Genomic DNA, 21,967 nt, shown 5'->3' on the forward strand with positions numbered 1-21,967 from the left:
TGTTTATATACGGAAACAAGCTGGTAATATACGTATCAAAGCCCATGTAAACAGTCGGGATAAGGCGTAGTCTGCAGTGAATGGTAATTCCTGTGCAAAGGCTGCAACGTACTACCAGTGCTATTTCAAGATGATATTGTCGGGTCCAGCGTCCATTTTCTGTGTCAGAACATATTGCAAAATAATAAGTTACGTCGAAAACAGGGCAGCCTCTTATCTCGCTAAGATCGTGCATTTCCAAGTTGTTTCGGTATAAGCTAACAGGCAGGTATCCAACAAAGGCGTCAAGCTATGGGCCAGGAAATTGCGGGGGCAAGCTTTGTTGCCACTGACTTTGAGCGCTTTCATCAAAATCTGATAGATGAAACCCAGCGCCTGCGGCAGATGTTTGAACAAGGCCGGATAGACTCTGATACCCGCTACGCCGGTCTGGAATTGGAAGCCTGGCTGGTTGATAAAGCCATGCACCCTGCCCCAATCAATGATACCTTTTTGAATATTCTGCATGACCCGATGGTCAATGCTGAACTGGCCAAGTTCAACATTGAATTCAACACCGATCCGGCGCCACTGATCGGCACCGCACTCAGCCAATTACAAAATCAGTTGCAAAACGCCTGGTCCAATGCCACACAACAAGCACAGAAACTGGGGTGTGAACTGTTGATGATCGGTATTCTGCCCACTTTGCTGCAAAGTGATCTGACCGTTCTCAATATGTCTAATCTAAACCGTTATCGGGCACTTAATGAACAGATTCTGGCATCACGCGATAAACCGGTCAGACTTGATATTAACGGTATTGAACATCTGAAAGTGACACATCATGATGTCATGCTGGAGTCTGCCGCCACCTCGCTGCAATTGCACACACAAGTACCCATCAATATCGCCCATCATTTTTATAATGCTTCCATCATGGCGTCTGCCGCTATTGTCGCCGTATCCGCCAACGCCCCTTATTTGTTTGGCAAGGCTTTATGGCATGAAACCAGGATTCCGCTATTTGAGCAGGCTATCGAGTCCGGTGGTTTTGATGGTGCCGCGCATGGCCCGATTAAACGGGTCAGTTTCGGTTCCGGTTATGCCAGACACTCTATTTTTGAATGTTTTGAAGAAAACCTGGTCCATTTCCCGGTTTTGCTGCCTGTCGATCTGGGACCGACCAATGACACTCTGGAACATCTCAGGCTGCACAATGGCACTATTTGGCGCTGGAATCGCCCCCTGATTGGCTTTAACGGCGGTAAACCGCATATTCGCATCGAACACAGAACGCCCGCAGCCGGTCCCACCGTCACCGATATGCTGGCTAATGCCGCTTTCTACTTCGGTCTCAGCCATGCTTTGTGTGACAGAGTGATTGCCCGGGGTATTGAACTCCCCTTCACTGATGCCAGAGATAACTTTTACAAAGCAGCCCGCCTGGGGCTGGAAGCACATATTGTTGATCTTGACGGCCAGCATCAGCGATTGCAGAAATACATTCTTGACATACTGCTGCCGATGGCGGCCAATGGCCTGAATAAACTGGGTATCACAACCGCTGACACCGACCATTATCTGTCAGTGATTCAACAACGGGTGGAAAAACGTCAAACCGGTAGTGACTGGCAACGGGCATTTATTGAAAAAAATGGCAATGACTTTCAGAAACTGACGCAACAGTATTTGTATCATCAGCAGCAAGGTAAGGTGGTGAGCGAATGGCCGGTTTAATGATTAATCAGCTTCAGCAACTGGATTTTGTACCTGAAGGTTTATTGGAGGTAAGCCCGGCAGAGCTGTATAAAGTGTTACCACAGCCCACTTTAATTCACCTCAGCGGCAAGCAAAACTCAACCCTGTTTGTTTCGGTGATGTTGCATGGTAATGAAACTACCGGTCTGCTGGCGATGCAGGCATTACTGAAAAAATATCAAGCCAGAGAATTACCCAGAAATATGTCGATCTTTTTCGGCAATGTGGCTGCTGCACGTTATGGTCTGCGCCGACTGAACAAGCAGGCTGATTTCAACCGGGTCTGGCCGGGAACGGAGTATGCCCCGTGTGCAGAGACTGAAATGGCACAGCAGATTGTCGAGGTGATGGCTGGCATGAACCTGTTTGCCAGCGTTGATATTCATAATAATACCGGGCTCAATCCGCATTATGGCTGTATCAACAAACTGGATCCCCCCTTTCAGCAACTGGCCACATTATTTGCACGCCTTGTGGTTTATTTCACCCGACCTAAAGGCGTGCAATCTGCAGCTTTTGCCAATCTCTGCCCGGCTGTCACGCTGGAGTGCGGCCGGCCTGATCAGACTTATGGCATGAGTCACGCTCTCGACTTTGTCGACAGCTGCCTTAATCTCGCAGAATTACCCTCTTACCCTGTGCATTCTCAAGATATTGATCTGTTTCACACTGTCGCTCAGGTGAAGATCAAACCCACTATCAAGTTCAGCTTTACTGAAGATCATGTCTCTCTAAAACTGGATCAGGATTTGGAAAAGATGAATTTTTTTGAGGTACCGGCAGGAACGGCTCTAGGCACACTGAAAGACGCGGAACCGATGCCGGTCGAAGCCAGAGATGAAAATGGCGCAGATGTCAGTCAGCACTTTTTCGAGCTTCGTAATCAGGAATTATTGTTCAAACGTCCGGCCATGCCTTCCATGTTGACCTTGAATGAACGAGTGATAAAACAGGATTGTTTGTGTTATTTGATGGAACGATTACAGGGCTGAAGGGACAGACCCTGCTTTATTAAACTGGCTCTCATACTTATTCACATGGATGTGATGGCCGCTACCGCTATCCCTGCTAACGCGGCATTTGGGCATCCTGCCCATCATATGTCGATCACGCAGGAGCAGTTATCGGTCTGCGCGGGAGCCTGATTTTAAAGAACCGCAGATCGGCACAATCAAAAGGTTCCCACGGAAGATCGTAAGAACCAGCTCAAAATATGTATCCGCAGATTTCTCAGATTAAGCGCTTTTTCTTTAATCTGCGTCCATCTTGCGTAATCTGCGGATTTACAGCTTGTTTGCTTTATTTGGTAACGCTGAAACTCTCACCACAACCGCATTCAGACACCACATTAGGATTTCTGAATTTAAAGCTTTGATTCAGCCCCTCTTTGACAAAATCAAGCTCCATGCCATCCAAAATCGGCAATGCTTCTTCATCAATCACCACTTTGACATCATCTTGCTCGATGACAACGTCATTAGCAGCCAGCTCATCGGCATAATCCAGCGCATAGCTGTAACCGGAGCAACCGCTCTTAACAACGCCTATACGCAAACCAATGCCTGATTCACGTTTAGTCATCATGTCACGGACACGATTAATAGCTGACTCGGTTAAAGTAATCATAATTCACCTGTTCATTAAGTGGTTGAAGCGGCCGGCTTCCTTACCTAATACGACCGCCAGTTGTTCAATTTGTTCTTTTGTATTGTGCTGCGACACACTGACACGGACAGCACCAAGCGCTGTAACATCGTCGATTCCCATCGCCTTGAGCACATGACTGGGAGTCTGCTGACCGGTGCCACAGGCCGAACCGCTGGAAACGGCATACCCCTGCCTGTCCAGCGACATCAACAGTGTATCGGAATCAAAGCCTTGCAATGAGAAAAACACGGTATTCGGCAGCCGCTCGGCTTGTTCAGCAAAAATAGTAATGCCTGGAATCTCGTGCAGTTTCTGCTCAAGCAGATCACGTAACTGACGACAATGCTGCTGATAGTGGGGCAGTTGTTGTTTTACCTGCTGTGCTGCCGCACCAAAACCGACAATCGCCGCCACATTTTCAGTACCACTGCGTTTATCTTCTTCCTGACCGCCCCCCAGAATATAACCAGGCCAGTCAAGATCAGCAGCAACAATCAGGGCGCCAATCCCTTTCGGGCCGCCGAATTTATGGGCGGACAGTGTCATCAGCTGTACACCGGAGGCTTTAAAATCCAGATCGAGTTTGCCCGCTGCTTGCACCGCATCAGACATAAACGGCACAGCTTTTTCCCGGCAAACAGCTGCCAGAGCCGGTATATCCTGAACCACGCCTGTTTCATTGTTGGCCCACATAACGGAAACCAAGCGGGTATCATCATCAATCATCGAAGCCAGCGTTTCCGGCTTGACCAGGCCATTGTTATCGACCGGAATATATTCCAGCACAAAACCATGTCGAGCAAGACGTCGTGCGGGTTCCAGCATCGATGGATGCTCAATGGCACTGATTAAAATCTTACCCGTCTGATACAGCTCTGCGATACCGGCAATCGCCTGATTATTGGCTTCTGTTCCGCCACTGGTGAAAATAATCTGTGACGGCTCAGCATTTACCAGATCGGCAACCTGTTGACGGGCCTTATCCAAAGCTGAATGTGCAAAACGGCCAAAGCGGTGACTGCTGGAAGGATTACCCTGCTGCTGCTGCAGATAAGGCAGCATGGCGTCCAGGACATCGTCAGCAAGGCCTGCCCCGGCATTATTGTCGAGATAGGTAAATGACATGGGATATCGGGTCAGACTACGTCGAATCGAATGACTTTTTCGCTGCTTCTTCTTTGCTCGTAATTATTGACGACTTGAGCCAGCGTAATGCCATCCAGATACATGCGAAGTTGATCACTAAGGCTCTGCCAGAGTTCATGGCTCAGACACTGTTCATCCCCGTGACAGTTCTGTTTGCCCTCGCATTGCGTACTATCTACTTTCTCATCAACCGCAGCAATCACATCCAACACAGTGATACTTTCAGCCGCACGACTCAGACGGTAACCGCCGCCGGGGCCACGCGAACTACTGACCAGACCCTGCTTGCGCAGACGCGCAAATAACTGTTCCAGATAAGACAGCGAAATACCCTGCCGCTCTGAAATATCAGCCAATGTGATCGCACCCATTCCATAATTCAGACTCAAGTCCAGCATTGCAGTAACTGCATAGCGACCTTTGGTGGTTAAACGCATTTTTCTATCCAGAATGAACTTAATTCGGTAAGTCTACATGCCTGACTATTTTAGTCAACTTTTGGATCGTCATTCTCTTTTGATATATCGCAACTTGCTAATTCAGGTATATCCACGTTTTCGGGGAGCTCTCCCCCCATCTTCTGAATAGTCTCACACAAGGCCTCAACCCGCTTATCCATCACCTGAATATGTTCAATCAGACCATGGATGGCGCTAGCCACCGGATCCATGGTTTTGCTGGAGGTACCATAAGCATCGAATCCGACAGACTGTGCCAGTTTCTGCTGCTGTTTCTGATCTTCGGTCAGGTTGGTACGTACCACGCGTCCGGGCACACCAACAACCGTTTCACCCGCTGCAACATCTTTGACAACTACGGCATTGGACCCAACACGTGCACCATCGTGCAGTAAGATCGGACCCAGCACTTTGGCACCGGCACCGACGACAATATCATTACCCAGAGTCGGATGACGCTTACCTTCTTTCCATGAAGTCCCGCCCAGGGTTACACCATGGTATAGCGTGCAATCATCTCCGATTTCAGCGGTTTCACCAATCACAACCCCCATGCCATGATCGATAAAAAAACGTCTGCCGATTTTGGCGCCCGGATGAATTTCAATACCGGTTACCCACCGGCCCAGGGTGGAAATAAACTTGGCCAGCCACTTCCAGTTTGCCTGCCACAACCAATGGCTGAAACGATGCAGCTGTATGGCATGAACACCCGGGTAGGTGGTCACGATCTCAAATACATTTCTCGCAGCTGGATCGCGATCGAATACACAGTTGATATCTTCCTTGATCCGTTGCCATCGACTCACTTTTTCATTCATTCTGTCGTCCTCCCTTTTGTTTCGGCTGCGCGTAAAATGCCATGCATAATCTGTAATTCGTTCCGATCCAAATCAGCCCGGTTGAACAATCGCCTGATACGACGCATCAGGTAACGCGGATTGTCCGGATCCAGAAAGCCTATAGCCATCAAAGACCGTTCAAAATGGTCGTATAAATGTGACAGATCGTCACTTGTTATTGCTTCGCGCTGTTCGCCTATTCTGCCAGCGTCAATATTGGGCTGAAAACTCATTTTAAGTTCATAGGCAACGACCTGTACCGCCGCCGCCAGATTCAATGAGCTGTACTCAGGGTTGGCAGGAATATTCACCAGATATTGACAACGATCCAGTTCTTCGTTGGACAAGCCCGAATGTTCCCGGCCGAACACAATAGCTATATGCGTATCATCATCGCTATTTTCAAGCTGCTGCACGGCTTGTCTCGGATTCATTACCGGCACCGGCAAATGACGCAATCTGGCACTCATGCCAAAAACATGATGACAACCGGATAAAGCAGACTCCAGACTATCATGTACCACAGCCTTGTGTAACACGTCATCGGCACCGGAAGCCCGGGCGGTGGCATCGGCACTGGGGTAAATTTTAGGTGATACCAGATGCAAATTGGACAACCCCATTGTTTTCATCGCCCGGGCAGCGGCGCCGATATTGCCGGGGTGAGTGGTCCCCACCAAAACAAACCTGATGTTATCCAGTGAGGTCATCGGTATTCCTTGTAATAAACATGGCATCGCCGTAGCTGAAAAAGCGGTAACGCCGGGCAATAGCATGCTGATAAGCATTCATAATATGTTCACGTCCGGCAAATGCCGATACCAACATCAATAAGGTCGACTCGGATAAATGAAAATTGGTCACCATGGCATCAACAGTTTTAAATTGATAACCGGGGTAAATGAAGATATCGGTTTCACCTTCAAAAGGCTGGATTTTTCCAGAGCGGGAAGCACTTTCCAATGCCCGTACACTGGTAGTGCCTACTGCAATAACACGACCACCACGTGCTCTGGCAGCGGCGACCTGTTCGCAAACTGACAGCGGTACTTCAATCACCTCTGAATGCATTTGGTGACTGGTGATATCTTCCACCCGTACCGGCTGAAAAGTGCCGGCCCCTACGTGCAACGTCAATTGCGCCGTTTCAATGCCCATTTCATCCAGTTTTTGCAGCATTTTTTCATCAAAATGCAAACCGGCTGTCGGTGCGGCAACGGCTCCCGGATTACGAGCATAAACTGTCTGATACCGTTCCAGATCGGCTTTATCGACATCGCGTTCAATATAAGGCGGCAGCGGCAAACGGCCATATTGTTCCAGCGCATCCATCACGGAATCGACATGGAGAAACTTCAGCTCAAACAAGGCATCATATCTGCCCAGTACCACTACTTGCAGATTTTGTTCCAGCAACAATTTTTTGCCGGCAGTCGGTGATTTGCTACTACGGACATGCGCTAGAACACGCTGGTGATCCAGCACCCGTTCGACTAAAACCTCAATCTTGCCGCCACTGTCTTTATGGCCCAGTAAGCGGGCCGGCATCACCTTGGTATTGTTAAACACCAGCAAATCGTCTGGCTTTAGCAGCTTGGGCAGGTCGGTGAACTGAAGGTCATCGACGTTACCCGTATTTCCATCCAGGGCCAGCAGACGACTGGCACTGCGCTCGACGGACGGGTATTGGGCGATTAGTTCTTCAGGTAAATCAAATTGGAAGTCACTTGTTTTCATGCGCAGATCATAGCAGAACCGGCACATAGAGCAGTATTCAAAAGCGGGTTATCAGACTTGAAATATGATAATTGTGTTTAGCGGGTCATTGCTGTGGTGGACAACCAGCGGCAACCACCACAGCCAATTGGAGACTTACCAGGATTTATAAGGCAAAAATTTGCCGTTCAACGTGAGTTTGACCCGGTCGCCTTTAGGGTCTTCAATCTTGTCGACGTCCATCGAAAAATCGATGGCACTCATAATGCCATCACCGAATTTTTCCTGAATCACTTCTTTAAGCGTTTCGCCATAGACACCTACGATCTCATAAAGCCGGTAAATAAGCGGATCGGTCGGTACCGCCTGATCCCAGATTTTGGTCGGATAAGCTGCAAGCGCAGTGGCAATTTCAGGCCCCAGCCCCAGATAGTCGGCAATAGCTTTGGCTTTGGCAGTCGGCGCACTGTTCATACCCAGGCAGGCTGAGGCCAGCCAGACCGGCGACATGTCCAGATCACCGGCAATGGTTTCCCAGCTCAGGTTTTTTTCGACTTTGGTACTGATGATAATGTCAGTCATTGTGAGTTTGTCCATAACATCTCCTTTTAATATCAAAAAGCGGCCTTAACAGCCATGGAAGCGGATTCTTTACTGACAGGTTCACTGGACTCAGCTTCAGTGTCCGCAACAGGATCAACCTGTTTCGGCATGCCGTCGCTGTCATCCTCTGAGGCTGACAGTTCACCGGAGCGTGTTACCAGGAAATTAACCAGATAATTACGAATTTTGTAATAAGCAGGATCATTGATGATATTCGCTCTGTTACGGGGCCGATTGATATTGATCTTGACCGACTCCGCCACCCTGGCCCGAGGTCCGTTGGTCATTAACAGGACGCGGTCGGCCAGCAGAATGGCTTCATCCACATCATGGGTAATCATAAACACGGTTTGCTGCGTTTCACTCCATATTTTGATGAGTTCGTCCTGAATCACGCCACGGGTCAACGCATCCAGCGCACCGAAAGGTTCATCCAGTAATAACAGTTTGGGACTGGTCGCAAATGCTCTGGCGATACTGACCCGCTGCCGCATACCACCGGACAGTTCCGACGGTTTCTTGTGCAGCGACTGCGACAAACCGACCATCTCCAGGAACTTGCTGCTGTGATCAGCTACTTGCTCCCGGGACCAGCCTGGCCAACGCGCCTTGACGCCAAAACTGACATTCTGCAACGCCGTCAGCCAGGGCAACAGGCTGTAGTTCTGGAATACCACACCGCGTTCGAGGCTGGGACCGGACACTTCCTTGTAGTCCATAATCACATAACCGTCACTAGGCACATCCAAACCAGCCAGCACATTCAAAATCGTCGATTTGCCGCAGCCGGAGTGACCGATAATGCAGATAAATTCGCCTTTATCAATACCGATATTGACGTTCTCAAACACCACCGTGTCCTGTTGCTTGCCCGGATAACGCTTGCTTAAACCTTCCACGCTGACAAAATGTTTTTTCATCACGCTACTCCTCGTATTGAACCAGTTTGGCGAGACCACCCAAGGCGATATCCAACAACATGCCGACGATGCCTATCATCAGAATTGAAAAAATCACACTGTTTAAGTCCAGGTTGTTCCATTCATTCCAGACGTAATAGCCGATACCGGTACCGCCCACCAGCATTTCTGCCGCGACAATAACCAGCCAGGCAATGCCTATCGAGATCCGCATACCGGTCACAATGGTCGGTGCAGCGGCAGGCAGGATCACCTGAAAAGCCGTTTTCAACGGGCTCAACTCATGAGTCCGGGCAACACGGATCCAGTCATTTCTGACATTAGCCACACCAAAAGCGGTATTAATCAGCATCGGCCAGATCGAACAGATAAAAATGACAAAAATCGCCGATTGTTCCGAATCCTTGATAATGAATAAAGCCAACGGCATCCAGGCCAACGGTGAAATAGGCCGTAATACCTGAATAAACGGATTCAACGCCTTATACATCAACGGCGACATGCCTATAACAAACCCCAACGGAATCGCGATCGCTGCGGCGGCCAGGTAGCCGGCCAGCACCCTCAACAAGGAGTAACCCAATTGAATGCCGATACCTTTATCATTAGGGCCGGCATCGTAAAACGGATTGCTGAGTTCATTCCATGCATGTCCCAGCACCTGCGAAGGCGGCGGCACCCGTGCCTCATCATCAGCGCCGCCCATCAACAACTCATATTCCGACAGCGCCTCACTGGCTGCGGGAGGCTGATTCAACGCCTCCCAAATACCCAGAGTCAGAGTCAAGATCAGCAATGAAAGCAGCATTGCCCGTACAGTCAATGACGCCACCATCACCCCCTCTTGATAGCAAAGCTGCTGATGTATTCTTCCGGCTTGCTGAAATCGAACTCCTTACCCATGATGGTGTAGTTCTGATAGGTTTTTGACGGCGGTGTGTAGCCCAGATCCTTCATGACCTCAGCCGTTTCTGCCGCCACATAAACCTGCTCGGCAATACCGGTGTAATCGATATCGCCCTGCACATAACCCCAGCGTTTCATCTGAGTCAGGATCCACACCGCCATCGAATGCCATGGGAACGGATCAAAATCGATACGATCCGGCACATCGTGCACTTTCTGATCCAGGCCATCGACATAACGGCCGGTCAGCACCTGCTTGACGACGATTTCCGGCTGATTCAAATAGTTTTTCGGCGAGATAGCCTTGGCAATTTCGTCGCGGTTTTCATATTTGGCCGAATAATGGGTCGCATCGACAATGGATTTGAACAAGGCCGCATAGGTATTGGGCATTTCGGTCGCAAACTTCTGGCTGCAAGCAAACGCACAGCAAGGATGGCCTTCCCAGATATCCTTGGTCAGTGTGTGTAAAAAGCCCACTTTTTCATAGACAGCCCGCTGATTGAACGGATCAGGTGACAGGTAGCCATCCAGGTTGCCGGCACGTAAATTGGCCACCATTTCCGGCGGCGGCACGACGCGGATTTGAATATCTTTATCCGGGTCGATGCCATGCTCGGCCACGTAATAACGCAGCAGGAAGTTATGCATCGAATAATCGAACGGCACGCCGAACTTGAAGCCTTTCCAGTCCTTCGGATCGCGTTTGTCCTTATGTTTGTTGTGCAAAACGATAGCCTGGCCGTTGATATTTTCTACCGCCGGCATGATATAGGGCGTTGCCGTTGAACCGGCGCCCATGCTCATCGCCAATGGCATGGGGGTCAGCATATGCGACGCATCATATTCGCCGTTCAGCGATTTATCGCGGGCTACCGCCCAACCGGCGGTTTTAATCACATCGACATCCAGACCGTATTTGGCATAAAACCCCATAGGCTGCGCCATAATGATCGGTGTCGCACAGGTGATCGGCACAAAACCGACTTTCAGTTTGGTTTTCTCCAGCGGCCCCATCGAGTCTTTTACCGCCGCCTTGACCTTATCCAGTGGTAAGACCGATCCCAGCACCGCGGCCAGCGTACCGCCGCCGACCAGCCGGATAAAGTTACGACGACTATCGTCATGATGGCCGAACACGCCTCTGACTATCGCACTTTCCACCACCCGGTCCAGCATCGCCTCGGCGCTGTCAAATCGGGTATCCGCCACACTTGATGTTTCAGTTTTAGCATAATGAGCACCCCGCTCGATTTGACGTTCCATTAATATCTGCCGGTCGCGGTCACTCAACCCGGCCGGACTGTGTGACTCCGCTTTGCAACTGTCGCACTGGCAATTGCTGGTGTGGGTCAAACTGGAATCTGCATCGAAAGGGTTACCTAAACTTTTTGTCGTCATAGCGTTGTTACTCCTCATCATCCTGCGTTTGAAATGTGGTATTTGTTAAAAAGGTTTAAAACGAATCCTTTTGGTGCAGTTTCCGACTTCATCGACTCTCTGCAGTGCACCGCAGCAGCCAGCTCCGACTTTTATCTGAATAGTTGCTGGATATTTCATCATTGATTCAAGCACTGCTCTGATAGTGAGCAAGAGCAATGCCATATCGTAAAAACAAATATAAGACTCTGATATAACGTGAAATTTACTGATTAGCCCAGACCGGATATGACTACTAAAAATCGTAATTTACGAAATTTAATAGTTACTATTACGACTATTCGTACTTTGGCGCATTTCTTGATTGTTTCGAATTAAACAGTCGCGGGGCATCACTTTTATGTCTGATAATCTTTTTTTCCACTTTTCAGCTACGGCGGAGCTGATTATCGATCCGGTTACCGATCAGATCAGCGGTGCCAATCAGGAAGCCTGTCGGCTGTTGAAGCAGGATATAAAAAGTGTGCTGGGATTACGTGCCAGCCAGGTGTTCGCATCCAGCTTTGTTTCGCTGGTGATTTTTACCCAGGAACTGATCGAAAACGGCCAGGGCTGGTGTGATCATCTATATATCCAGGCCAATAATGAAATGATCCGGGTCGAAGTCACAGGCCGTTACAGTGAAACCGCCGATGAATCCTATCTGCATCTGACTTTGCAGCAGGCGGAACAACTTGAGGTGTTACGTGAACACTCGGAAGCCCAGCGCCACTACCTTTCCGGCATCGAGCACTGGAACCGGGTAGCACAGGTTTTTCAGGAGTTTGAACGACAGAACCAACTCTTGCTGGACGCGGCCGGTGAAGGCATTTACGGCGTCGACGCCAACGGCAACACCACTTTTGTCAATCCTGCCGCCGAGCGCATTCTAGGCTATCAAGCCCCGGAGCTGGCCGGCCGCAATATGCACAGCATGGTGCATCACTCCCATCATGACGGTTCGGTGTTTCACGCCGAAAACTGCCCGATATTCGCCGCCTTTCGCGACGGTACCGTTCATACAGTCGAAGATGATGTGTTCTGGACCAAGGCCGGCACCACCATCGATGTCGAATACACCAGTACGCCGGTTATCGATGAACAGGGCATTATCGGTGCAGTGGTTATCTTTCGCGACGTTTCCGAAAAAAAAGCCGACCGCAAGCGCTTGCTGGAAGCCATGGCAGAAGTCGAAAGCCTGAAAAATCGGCTGGAGCTGGAAAACGCCTACCTGCAGGAAGAGATAAATTCCGAGTTCAACCATCATCAGATCATTGGCAACAGCGCTGGCGTGCAGAAGATCCTGCAACAGATCGAACTGGTCGCGCCTACTAATGCCACCACGCTGATTTGCGGTGAATCAGGCACGGGCAAGGAACTGATTGCCAGGGCAATCCACGACAACAGCCAGCGTTCGCAACGCTCGCTGATTCGGGTCAACTGCGCAGCAATACCGGCAGATTTGTTTGAAAGCGAGTTTTTCGGCCACGTCAAAGGCGCATTCACCGGCGCCACCCATGACCGGCCCGGCCGCTTCGAACTGGCCGATGGCGGCACCCTGTTTCTCGACGAAGTCGGCGAGATTCCGCTAAATTTGCAAAGTAAGTTATTACGGGTATTGCAGGAACAGCAATTCGAACGTGTCGGTGAAGCCCGTACCCGCCACGTCGATGTCCGTATTATTGCCGCCACCAATCAGGATTTGAAACAACGTATCGAGGCAGGTCTGTTCAGGGAAGATCTGTATTTCCGGCTGAATGTGTTCCCGATTGAATCGATTCCACTGCGTCAGCGCCACGAAGATATTCCGCTGCTGACACAGCATTTCATCAAGAAAGCCTGTACCCGCGCCAATAAAAACCTGCTCAAAGTCTCGCTCGCCGCTCTGGAGCGGCTCAGTCACTACCACTGGCCGGGCAATATTCGTGAACTGGAAAATGTGATTGAAAGACAGGTGATCCTGGCACAGGGCGATCAACTGCGTTTTGATGAATTTATCACCAGCACCAAGCCGGAAAAGGCAAATACTGAATCACCACGCTCAGGCCTTATTGCCACCGAATCAGCGCTCAAACAGCAACAAAGGCAAAATATTCTGCTGGCGCTGGAGCAATGTCGGGGCAAGGTGTTCGGCCGGGACGGCGCGGCAGAACTGCTGGGCATGAAACCGACCACGTTGACCTCGCGGATAAAAAAATATCGTATCGATCCGCGCCAGTTCAAACAAAATGGAGAAGTTCATTAACGCCCCGACAAACGGATACTCCCGCAGATGTAATCGCTTCTCACGAGTGTGCCTTTGTCCGTAAAGATGATCGTTATTCCTTTCAACACCCGGCCATGGTCATAAGCAAATAGCTACTGCTTCCTAAGCAACGCCTCAAAGTCTTTGACCGGCATTGGTCGGCCGGTAAAGTACCCCTGCGAATAATCACATTGATGTTGTTTAAGAAAGGCAAACTGCGCCTCGGTCTCGACCCCTTCCGCCACCACTTTCAGGCCCAACTCGTGGGCCATGACGATCACGGCACGAACGATGGTGATATCCTCATTATCATCAGGAATACCCTGCACAAAAGCTTTATCTATCTTGAGCTTGTCAATCGGAAAGCGTTTCAGATAAACGAGTGAGGAATAGCCGGTACCAAAATCATCAATGGAAATAGCAAAATTCATCGCCTTGAGCTCATGCAATGTCTTGATGGCTTGCTCGGGATAACGCATCAACATGCCTTCGGTAAGTTCCAGCTCCAGGGTAAATTTGGCAGGATCAAGCCCGTATTTATTCAACAAGGTGGCAAGGATGGTCGGCAACGTGACATTATCAAACTGCCGGGCCGAGATATTCATAGAGACGGCAGACAGCGTCTGCAAGCCCTCAGACCACCAGCGGCTGCAATCTGCAAAAATAGCATCCGCCAGCCACTCGCCTATTCTCAGAATCACACTGGATTCTTCGGCAATGGGAATAAACTCGGCCGGCGACACCATGCCCAGTTCAGGATGCCGCCAACGAATCAACGCTTCGGCACCGGTGATGATGCCAGCTTCAATATCGAACTGCGGTTGATAATAAACCTCGAGTTGTTTGCGCTCAATGGCATATTGAAGTTGTGTAGCTATATGCAAATGACGCTCAATTTCTGTGTCGATATTCTCCAGATAATATCTAAGCGTATGTCCGCCATGGGCTTTGGCCCGGTACATGGCGGCATCGGCATGCTTGAACAGTATCGCTGCTTCATCACCATCCCGCGGATACAATGCGGCGCCGATACAAGCCTCCAGCAGCAGCTCTCTCCCATCAATCATGAAAGGTTTAGCTATCGCATCAAGCAGTTTCAGCGCGATGCCTTCAACATCGTCTTCATGTTGCAGCCCCGGCAGCAGGATAACAAATTTATCGCCGCCGATACGCGCAACGGTATCGCCTTCACGAATACTGTGAGATAGCCGTTTTGTCGTTTCAATCAGGACCTTGTCCCCGAATTCATGCCCCAGACTGTCATTGACCAGTTTAAAACGATCAAGATCGAGGAATAACAAGGCAATCAGCTGTTCCGACCGGGCGCAATAGGCGATGGCCTGACGCAGGCGATCATTGAGCAAGTTACGATTCGGCAAGTCGGTAAGCTCATCATGATTGGCCAGATAAACCAGTTGCTGCTCATGATGCCTGCGTTCACTGATATCACGCAGTGTAGAGACATGCCCGATCACCTGACCGTCCATATAATGAGGCTGTCGGATACGCTCGATAATCCGACCATCCTTCATTTCAATTTCATCTCTATACGCAACTTCATGTGCCTGGCGAAGCTCATGGCTATGCCGGAAAAAATCAGCCCTGTTTTCCACCAAGGCGCTAACATGTTCGGTCAACTCGTCATAGCTGGCTGACTGCAGTACCTCGGGCGCGATATTAAATATTTCGGAAAATTTACGGTTGAAGCGGACAATAGCGCCGGACAATGAAAACACGGCAATACCGTCAACGGTCGATTCCAATGTTGTTTCCAACAACGAATAAGACGATTTCAACTCGCTCTCCGCCTTCTGGTGGGCAATGTTATTGCGCAGTGTCACAATGCCGAAACTTAAATCTTCAGCCATTTCCTCAAGCAAAGGCACTTCCATAAAATCGAACGCATCGGTTTGTTCCGTGTAGATCGCGAACACGCCAAAAGCACCGGTTTTATCCTTCAGTGGCAAAGCAATCAATGAATTAAAACCCCATTCAAGCGCCGCTGCCTGCCACGGTTTCATAGACGGATGTAATGTCATGTTCACAAGCACCTGGGTATCGGCATTGCGTATCGCCAGTCCTGCCGGACCGTGTCCCCGCCTGCCCGCTCCCCATGAAATATCCGCCTGTTTCAGATATTCCTGTCCGGTACCGGCCGTTGCCATCAAGCGTACCGATTGGGCCGCATCATCAACTTTATAGCCCACCCAGGCCATACGATAACCACCCGTGTCCACCGCCGCCTCACACATGGCGTGGAGTAATTGATTTTCTTCCGTACAATGCAGCAGCGTATGGTTACCCTTGGAAAGCATCATCAAGGCGCGGCTATGACGCTCCAGCGATTTTTCCGCCTCTCGTCTTTCCCGCAGTATTTCGATATCGCGCATAACACGCTGAATGGCAGGAACCAGACGGGCAAGTCTGTCCTTCAGTACAAAATCCACCACCCCTTGCTTCAATAGATCGACCGCGGCTTCTTCCCCTATCGTTCCGGATACGACAATGATCGGCAAATCCGCATCATGGCCATGGACATGGGATAGCACCTCCTCAAAAGGCAGGCCCGGCACCCGGTAATCAACCAGAACGATATCCCAGCTGTCCAATGCCAAAGCATCAACCAGCTCTTGTCTATTGGTAACCTGGTGGCAGTGACAAGCCAACCCGTCCCGATTCAGACGCGTCTCGAGCAGACTGTAGTCTGCTTCATCATCCTCAACCACCAGCAAATTATGGTTATTTTCCATTTTTGCAACTGATAGCGCGGTTATCGACCTGCCGACGAAGGCAAGGCGTCAGGTATATTTTTGTTTGCTGGTACGGGTAGATATTTGCTGTCATCACTAAGAACTCCTTTCTCAAGCTTTGACAAAAACAGTTTCACTGAATGTCAGTTATCTATACCCTGGGAAACGTCAGCAGCTGAAAAAAGAAGACAGCCACAAGTCATGAGGCGGGTAATATGTACACTGTGTTTAACATAGCACTTAGTCTAAGTCAGCGTCTACAAACAACATTAAATGAAAACAGCGAGATTGGGCAGGAACTCTGGCTATCGTGAGTAAGCGGATTCGAGACGATTAATAAAGATAAAGCCTTCCATTAAGCAATCATTATCGCTATAATCTCCTCCCTTGATGTGCCGGGGTGGCGGAACTGGTAGACGCGCTGGATTCAAAATCCAGTTGGGGTAACTCAGTGTGGGTTCGATTCCCACCCTCGGTACCAATTAAAACTAGCAATAACAGCAACTTATAAATATTAAGCATTGAAAGTGGCTGTAAAAGTGGCTGTTGGTGACTGCTAAAACATGCACTTGCTTTCCACAGTTGAAATTCTCAAAGGCTAACTTCTGGCCTGTAATCCCTTTATAAATTCGGTCTGTACAACCAAATTGCCATTGCGGTCAGTTTTTCAAAATGCACAAAATTTTTGAAAAGCCGGCAGGTGAGGAGGAGTGTTTTTTGGGGCTCGCTCTCGTGTGATTTTTTTGCCTGGTGATGTGGTTTGGTGTCGTGGCCATGATGGCCAGAAAAAAGAACGGGCCGGCATGAGCCGACCCGGGTGGAATGGTTTTATGATTTACTCGGGCTGTCCACTTGTTCAGCGATATGCTGCATCTGGTCTGCTATGACTTCGAGCATACTGTAAACCTCCTGGCTGTTTATGCTCTCTTCCTCGATGCCTGCAGCTATCGCCTTTGCGGCTCCACGTAATGCCTGAATAGCCTGCTCCATTTTGTGTTGTTGCGTGTTCATTACTCTTTCCCTAATAAATCAAGTTGTTTGTAGTCTTTTCCCAATAGCGTCAAATCCGGCATTGGGCGGCCGACTACGTTGCAACAATCACGCAATTCATCAACGAGCATTTTAAAGAGCATGGCATCTTTGGTACTGGTCAGGCGGCTGGTTATCTCCACGATTTGTTTTGAATACGCCAGGCGATCACGGCTGCTGACCTCTCCAAAGAAGCCATTCTTTCTGATCGTGGGCAATACTTCACTGCAGACCCAGTTTGAAAACTCGACTGCCTTGGGTTTGTTGGATCTGAATATCAGGCGATAAAGGCCCGGTTCATTGATGAAAAGAGTGTCCCTTTCGCCTTTTATGGTCCGGAAACTCCGGACCATAAACCAGTCTTCTGGGATGTTTTCTAGTGTCTCCGTTCCCTTCCATTCGATCTCCAGTGCCTGGCAAACATCCTTGGCACAGAACCAGACCTGATCGTCCTGGTCGACGGCGGTGCGGATATCCAGATCGGTGAACTGGAAGGGATTGGCTAATGTGCGTAAATCTGTCATGACTTAGCCCTCCTCGCCGATCATCAGGGTTTTGAACACCGGCTTGATGGGCTTGCCTTGTATATCGAAGCCACGGTGATAAAACGCGACTTTTTGGCCGATGGCGCCGGCAGCCAGTGCTGATTGTCTGGCCACCGCGCTGATGCCTGGGCAGGCGAAGTGAATGCCATTGGCCAGCTTGATGACCAGCGGTGCATCTGCGCTATCGCGCCAACCCCAGACGACACCGGTGCCGACCTGGTGCATGGGTGCATGTGAATAGAATTGATCGTTTCGGGAAATAGCCTGAACGAGACGCAGGCGGGAATATTGCTGTTTTGACATGGCAAAGTCTCCAATTTGATTAAGAGACCCAACACCATTACTTGCACATAAGGGTGATGGGCGTACGCGGGTGTGCAAGACCGGTGGAGACGTTGCCGTTAAGACCGGCGAGCCCGAAGGCTCCCCAACGCACGCCCACCATTGATCGGTAGGCATAAAAAAAGCGCTTCGACGCGCTTTAGCACATCGTCTCCAAGAACAGGCTTGCACACCTGCCACCAGATTTTGCTGGTGTAATTGAAGATTAAGCTTTTTTGTTTTCCCTGTCAAACAGTGCAAACAGGGGTTAAAGCGTGTAATAATTCTTTCCTAGTGAGTTTATCAAACATTGCGTTATGGATAGCTGCGAGGGAAAGATATGGACTTTGAAGATCACAACCGCATCGACAATAGAAATAAATCCCGGATTAAAGATCGCTCCATCGATGAGCTGATTGGGATTTGCAAAGGCATCTTATTTGATGGGGCCGTGTCGACCGGTGAAGCCCAACACCTTTTAACCTGGATGCAGGCCAACCCAGTGATTGCTGAAGACTGGTTTGGTCGTGACTTATACCAGCGCCTGCTGGTATTTCTGGAAGACGGCGTTATTGATGAGCGTGAAGAAGCTGTTTTGCTCGACTTGCTCAATGACATTACCGGCCGTAGCGAAATTAATGTTGACGGTCAGAATGCTGCCACAACCCTCCCCCTTTGCCCTGATCCACCTACCGAAATCATCATCGACGGCTGCCACTTTGCCCTGACGGGTAACTTTGCTTATGGCAAACGTAAGGATGTTGAAAAGCTGATCATCGATAACGGTGGTTTTGTTAAAAAGAACCCAAACCGGAAATGCCATTACCTGGTGATCGGTGATGTTGGCAGTAACGCCTGGATGCATTCGTCATTTGGCAGAAAGATTGAAGAAGCCGTGACGGTGAGAGATGGCGGCCACAGCATTTCGATCATCACTGAGGCGCATTTTTTTGAACACATCATCATCGAGGGCAATTAAACGACATGGCCAAAGAATCAAAGCACGTTAAGCACTTTCAGCAAAAACACTTGAAGCCGGGCGAATCTGTTATTGCTTTTGGTGATGGCTACATCGGCGAAATGATGGGTAAAGGTGACAACACCCAGCACAACGGTTCACTGGTTGTCACCGACCAGCGAGTAGCTTTCTGCCGCAAAGGACTGCTTGGTGAAGTGATAGAGACCATACCCCTGAAAAACATCACATCTGTGGAAAGACGTTCGATGCTCGGTTTTCGCCGGATTGAGATTCACACGTCACACGACTCGCTAAAATTCAAAACAGGCGACAAAGTAGCGGAACAGGCACTGGCTGAAGCTATTGATACATACAGAGACAGCAAGTCGGAACCATCACCGCAGCCGACAACTGAAAGCAAATCAGTGAAAGACAGGCTTGCAGAATTAAATGAGCTGCATAATGCTGGCCTACTCAGCGATGATGAATTCTCTGCTAAAAAGTCTGAAGTACTGGCCAGTCTGTAACCATGAAGCTAAAGCCTGAGTACATAAAATCCATTCTTGAAGCCTTTCTAGAATCTGATCGGGCGATACCTGAACTCACTGAAATTATCACCTCAGTCATGGATGGCGAAGAGCCTGATGATGAGTTTGTGACTCATTACCTGGCATTGATTGATGAAGGCTTCATACAGCCAATTAGCAGAAACGGTATCAAGCTTCACGAAGATGGAGAGTGGAGCTGGAGAAACTGTTACGTAAGGATGACATCACAAGGGCACGAGTTTATTCAGTCACTTGAGAATTCTCAGGTATGGAAAGTTATCAAAAAAGACTTCAGAGAAGAGTCAGTCAAAACGATTTTTAGCGTTGCATCCCAGCTTGCCACAGGGTACGCAAAAGAAAAGTTGGTCAAATATTTAAACACTTCACCGTAACCTTCCTTTATCCACGCATCTAATTTTTTATCATCAACGTTCTTCGCCTTATGTTATGTAGCTTCACTCTGCCTTTGAACAACATTGAGTCGAAAACAACTTTCATAATCGGCGGCACAAAACTCAGAAAAACAGCAAATAACTTCACTGCAGGCCATTCATGGTTTTTCATTATCGGTTCAACACCAAAATTGAAAAATATGATTACGCCAATGACCCAAATAATCAGGAATGTGGCGTTTTTGTAAATGAGAGCCTTGGTAATCTGATTTTGTTTGATGGCCTGGCGAAATTTACTTTTTATTAGCTTGTTCATCCATTGACGTCCATTTTATATAGGGTGAGCCCACCCGCCAGGAGTTATTACCTTAATTCTCGACTGGCCATCCTTGGCGGAACGGGCGGGCTCAAGTGCATCCTAACCCACTGCTGCAGCTACTGCCAAAACTGGAGGTCAGAGACCCAGCCTGTTCACCGCCTGGTTAAATTCATTGCCCCCCAACTCCGACCCAACAAACCGCCGACCGGTATTCAAACACGCCACCGGCGTGGTACCACCGCCGACGAAAGCATCCAGCACAACATCGCCCGGCAGCGAGCTGGTGTTGATGATGTGTTCCATCAAAACCAGCGGTTTTTCGCATGGGTGTTTGCCTGGGTAAAACTGAACCGGTTTAAAGTCCCAGACATTGGTATATGGCACGTGCTTGGTCACGTTGAAGGTGCGCCGGCCGTTGTTGCTGCTATTCAGCAGCGTTCGATATTCCTGGTAAAGATCCGGATACGGTTTTAAGTGGCCGCCGACCAGGCGATTGATGGTGTTGTAATGCTTGCGGCTTGGCATGCTCCACTGGCTGCGGCCAAACCAGTGCCCGGACATTTGGCAGCCGCATGCCCGGTCGACCTGCTTTTGTGTGATGCCAGCGTTTTTGATTGCCTGGTGCAGATAGGTGCGGATCGGTTCAAAGGCAAACGGCACCGGCTTTTTGCTTTCAGCGAATAGAATGTGCTCGGTTTGAGGGAAGAAGCGCCGCAGGCTCTCTTTGTTGCAGCCCAGGTGTCGGCCGGATGGCTTACGCCAGATGATGTGATTGAGCATGTTGAAATGCCTGGCGATCACGTTTTCCACCTTAGTGGCCAGATGCGGCCCGGCAAACAGATAAATGGAACCGGTCGGTTTCAATACACGGGCCATTTCGGCCAGCACCTGGTTTAACCAGGCAAAAAACTGATCTTCATTTTTCCATTGGCGATCCCACTTTTCGGCCACAACTCGGAAATAAGGCGGATCCGTGGCGATGAGATCGATGCTGTTGTCATCGATGTTGGCCAGCAGCTGCAGGCAGTCAGCGTTATGCAGTGACAGGTTTTCGGTTTGGTATGTCTCCACGAGTGTTTTCCTTTTGCTGACACTCGTGGTGCTCTGGTTCGGGGTGCTTGACCCTCAGATAATTCATGGTTTTACAGCGTGCGCATTTGATCTGCAGTTCGATAAAAATGCCCTCGCCTAATTTGCGGCCACATGCGCCGCAGCGTATTTCTTTCATCGGTCAGTGGTTATCAATCCAATGTTCAATAGTTCAACCTCTCCATTTTCGATTGCGTTTATCACCAGCTTTAACGCCTGGAATCGACCTCTAATAATGCCGGCTCCCCATACCTCTACATCATGTTCGTTGAAAGGCACGATGCCGAGTTCAGCTTCTTTAAGTTCGTAGTGTTTAACCTCTTTCAAAAGGTTCTCTATAAACTTCATTTTCCATTTTTCTGACTTGTTCATAA

At 49.4% G+C, this 21,967-nt stretch carries 23 protein-coding genes and 1 tRNA gene; 7 read left to right on the top strand and 17 right to left on the bottom strand.

Annotation, left to right across the window (positions count from 1 at the left end):
* Positions 1–291: 291 nt before the first annotated feature.
* Positions 292–1,719 (top strand): glutamate-cysteine ligase family protein, encoded by a 1,428-nt coding sequence (locus OMP95_RS04650; RefSeq protein WP_266326452.1) that lies wholly within the window; start codon positions 292–294, stop codon positions 1,717–1,719.
* A complete protein-coding gene (locus tag OMP95_RS04655) occupies positions 1,707–2,732 on the top strand; it encodes a M14 family metallopeptidase (protein ID WP_266326454.1) in 1,026 nt (341 codons plus the stop codon). Before OMP95_RS04650 ends, OMP95_RS04655 begins: the two co-directional genes overlap by 13 nt.
* A 307-nt stretch (positions 2,733–3,039) precedes the next feature.
* On the opposite strand, the gene OMP95_RS04660 is transcribed toward OMP95_RS04655, so the two are convergent.
* The 10 genes from OMP95_RS04660 to OMP95_RS04705 form a co-directional block, all read right to left on the bottom strand.
* Positions 3,040–3,366, bottom strand: coding sequence for a HesB/IscA family protein (locus OMP95_RS04660; protein ID WP_416234631.1), 327 nt, complete (start codon positions 3,364–3,366; stop codon positions 3,040–3,042).
* Positions 3,367–3,369: 3 nt separating this feature from the next.
* Positions 3,370–4,512: a cysteine desulfurase family protein gene (locus OMP95_RS04665; RefSeq protein WP_266326456.1), complete on the bottom strand. Its 1,143-nt coding sequence runs from the start codon at positions 4,510–4,512 to the stop codon at positions 3,370–3,372.
* 11 nt (positions 4,513–4,523) lie between these two features.
* Entirely contained in the window at positions 4,524–4,970 is a 447-nt protein-coding gene (locus OMP95_RS04670) for an Rrf2 family transcriptional regulator (protein ID WP_266326458.1), read from the bottom strand.
* 50 nt (positions 4,971–5,020) lie between these two features.
* Positions 5,021–5,812: a serine O-acetyltransferase gene (cysE, locus tag OMP95_RS04675; RefSeq protein WP_266326460.1), complete on the bottom strand. Its 792-nt coding sequence runs from the start codon at positions 5,810–5,812 to the stop codon at positions 5,021–5,023.
* Positions 5,809–6,543 (bottom strand): RNA methyltransferase, encoded by a 735-nt coding sequence (locus OMP95_RS04680; protein ID WP_266326462.1) that lies wholly within the window; start codon positions 6,541–6,543, stop codon positions 5,809–5,811. Before OMP95_RS04680 ends, cysE begins: the two co-directional genes overlap by 4 nt.
* On the bottom strand, positions 6,527–7,570 hold the full coding sequence (queA, locus tag OMP95_RS04685; RefSeq protein ID WP_266326464.1) for a tRNA preQ1(34) S-adenosylmethionine ribosyltransferase-isomerase QueA: 1,044 nt from the start codon (positions 7,568–7,570) through the stop codon (positions 6,527–6,529). The genes OMP95_RS04680 and queA overlap by 17 nt, the downstream gene beginning before the upstream one ends.
* Before the next feature lie 135 nt (positions 7,571–7,705).
* Positions 7,706–8,146: a cyanase gene (gene cynS, locus OMP95_RS04690; RefSeq protein WP_266326466.1), complete on the bottom strand. Its 441-nt coding sequence runs from the start codon at positions 8,144–8,146 to the stop codon at positions 7,706–7,708.
* A gap of 17 nt (positions 8,147–8,163) precedes the next feature.
* On the bottom strand, positions 8,164–9,072 hold the full coding sequence (locus tag OMP95_RS04695; RefSeq protein WP_266326468.1) for an ABC transporter ATP-binding protein: 909 nt from the start codon (positions 9,070–9,072) through the stop codon (positions 8,164–8,166).
* Between the two features lie 4 nt (positions 9,073–9,076).
* On the bottom strand, positions 9,077–9,907 hold the full coding sequence (gene ntrB / locus OMP95_RS04700; RefSeq protein ID WP_266326470.1) for a nitrate ABC transporter permease: 831 nt from the start codon (positions 9,905–9,907) through the stop codon (positions 9,077–9,079).
* A complete protein-coding gene (locus tag OMP95_RS04705) occupies positions 9,907–11,379 on the bottom strand; it encodes a CmpA/NrtA family ABC transporter substrate-binding protein (protein WP_266326472.1) in 1,473 nt (490 codons plus the stop codon). Before OMP95_RS04705 ends, ntrB begins: the two co-directional genes overlap by 1 nt.
* 379 nt (positions 11,380–11,758) lie before the next feature.
* Here OMP95_RS04705 and OMP95_RS04710 point away from each other — a divergent pair, with 379 nt between their 5' ends.
* Positions 11,759–13,642: a sigma-54 interaction domain-containing protein gene (locus tag OMP95_RS04710; RefSeq protein ID WP_266326474.1), complete on the top strand. Its 1,884-nt coding sequence runs from the start codon at positions 11,759–11,761 to the stop codon at positions 13,640–13,642.
* 113 nt (positions 13,643–13,755) lie between these two features.
* Here OMP95_RS04710 and OMP95_RS04715 read toward each other — a convergent pair whose 3' ends face one another.
* Positions 13,756–16,392 (bottom strand): EAL domain-containing protein, encoded by a 2,637-nt coding sequence (locus OMP95_RS04715; RefSeq protein WP_266326477.1) that lies wholly within the window; start codon positions 16,390–16,392, stop codon positions 13,756–13,758.
* 394 nt (positions 16,393–16,786) lie between these two features.
* Here OMP95_RS04715 and OMP95_RS04720 point away from each other — a divergent pair.
* Positions 16,787–16,873 (top strand) — tRNA-Leu (locus tag OMP95_RS04720).
* Positions 16,874–17,220: 347 nt separating this feature from the next.
* Here OMP95_RS04720 and OMP95_RS04725 read toward each other — a convergent pair.
* From OMP95_RS04725 to OMP95_RS04735, 3 genes are read right to left on the bottom strand one after another with little or no spacing between them, the layout of a single operon-like run.
* Positions 17,221–17,403: a hypothetical protein gene (locus OMP95_RS04725; protein ID WP_266326479.1), complete on the bottom strand. Its 183-nt coding sequence runs from the start codon at positions 17,401–17,403 to the stop codon at positions 17,221–17,223.
* Positions 17,403–17,945, bottom strand: a complete 543-nt coding sequence (locus OMP95_RS04730; RefSeq protein ID WP_266326481.1) for a Bro-N domain-containing protein — start codon at positions 17,943–17,945, stop codon at positions 17,403–17,405. The genes OMP95_RS04725 and OMP95_RS04730 overlap by 1 nt, the downstream gene beginning before the upstream one ends.
* A gap of 3 nt (positions 17,946–17,948) precedes the next feature.
* Positions 17,949–18,269: a hypothetical protein gene (locus tag OMP95_RS04735; protein ID WP_266326483.1), complete on the bottom strand. Its 321-nt coding sequence runs from the start codon at positions 18,267–18,269 to the stop codon at positions 17,949–17,951.
* A 358-nt stretch (positions 18,270–18,627) separates the two neighbouring features.
* Between OMP95_RS04735 and OMP95_RS04740 the strand changes: the two genes are divergently transcribed.
* From OMP95_RS04740 to OMP95_RS04750, 3 genes are read left to right on the top strand one after another with little or no spacing between them, the layout of a single operon-like run.
* Positions 18,628–19,266 (top strand): BRCT domain-containing protein, encoded by a 639-nt coding sequence (locus OMP95_RS04740; RefSeq protein WP_266326485.1) that lies wholly within the window; start codon positions 18,628–18,630, stop codon positions 19,264–19,266.
* 5 nt (positions 19,267–19,271) lie between these two features.
* Positions 19,272–19,772: a PH domain-containing protein gene (locus OMP95_RS04745; protein WP_266326487.1), complete on the top strand. Its 501-nt coding sequence runs from the start codon at positions 19,272–19,274 to the stop codon at positions 19,770–19,772.
* 2 nt (positions 19,773–19,774) lie between these two features.
* Positions 19,775–20,185: a DUF2513 domain-containing protein gene (locus tag OMP95_RS04750; RefSeq protein ID WP_266326489.1), complete on the top strand. Its 411-nt coding sequence runs from the start codon at positions 19,775–19,777 to the stop codon at positions 20,183–20,185.
* Positions 20,186–20,639: 454 nt separating this feature from the next.
* On the opposite strand, the gene OMP95_RS04755 is transcribed toward OMP95_RS04750, so the two are convergent.
* The 3 genes from OMP95_RS04755 to OMP95_RS04760 are packed head-to-tail and all read right to left on the bottom strand — an operon-like array spanning position 20,640 to position 21,965.
* Positions 20,640–21,575, bottom strand: a complete 936-nt coding sequence (locus OMP95_RS04755; protein ID WP_266326491.1) for a DNA-methyltransferase — start codon at positions 21,573–21,575, stop codon at positions 20,640–20,642.
* Positions 21,538–21,732, bottom strand: a complete 195-nt coding sequence (locus tag OMP95_RS12530) for a Com family DNA-binding transcriptional regulator (RefSeq protein ID WP_416234632.1) — start codon at positions 21,730–21,732, stop codon at positions 21,538–21,540. Before OMP95_RS12530 ends, OMP95_RS04755 begins: the two co-directional genes overlap by 38 nt.
* Positions 21,729–21,965 (bottom strand): hypothetical protein, encoded by a 237-nt coding sequence (locus OMP95_RS04760; RefSeq protein WP_266326493.1) that lies wholly within the window; start codon positions 21,963–21,965, stop codon positions 21,729–21,731. The genes OMP95_RS12530 and OMP95_RS04760 overlap by 4 nt, the downstream gene beginning before the upstream one ends.
* Positions 21,966–21,967 lie beyond the last annotated feature (2 nt).

The organism is Methylophaga sp. OBS4 (assembly GCF_026319305.1).
Lineage (GTDB): Bacteria > Pseudomonadota > Gammaproteobacteria > Nitrosococcales > Methylophagaceae > Methylophaga.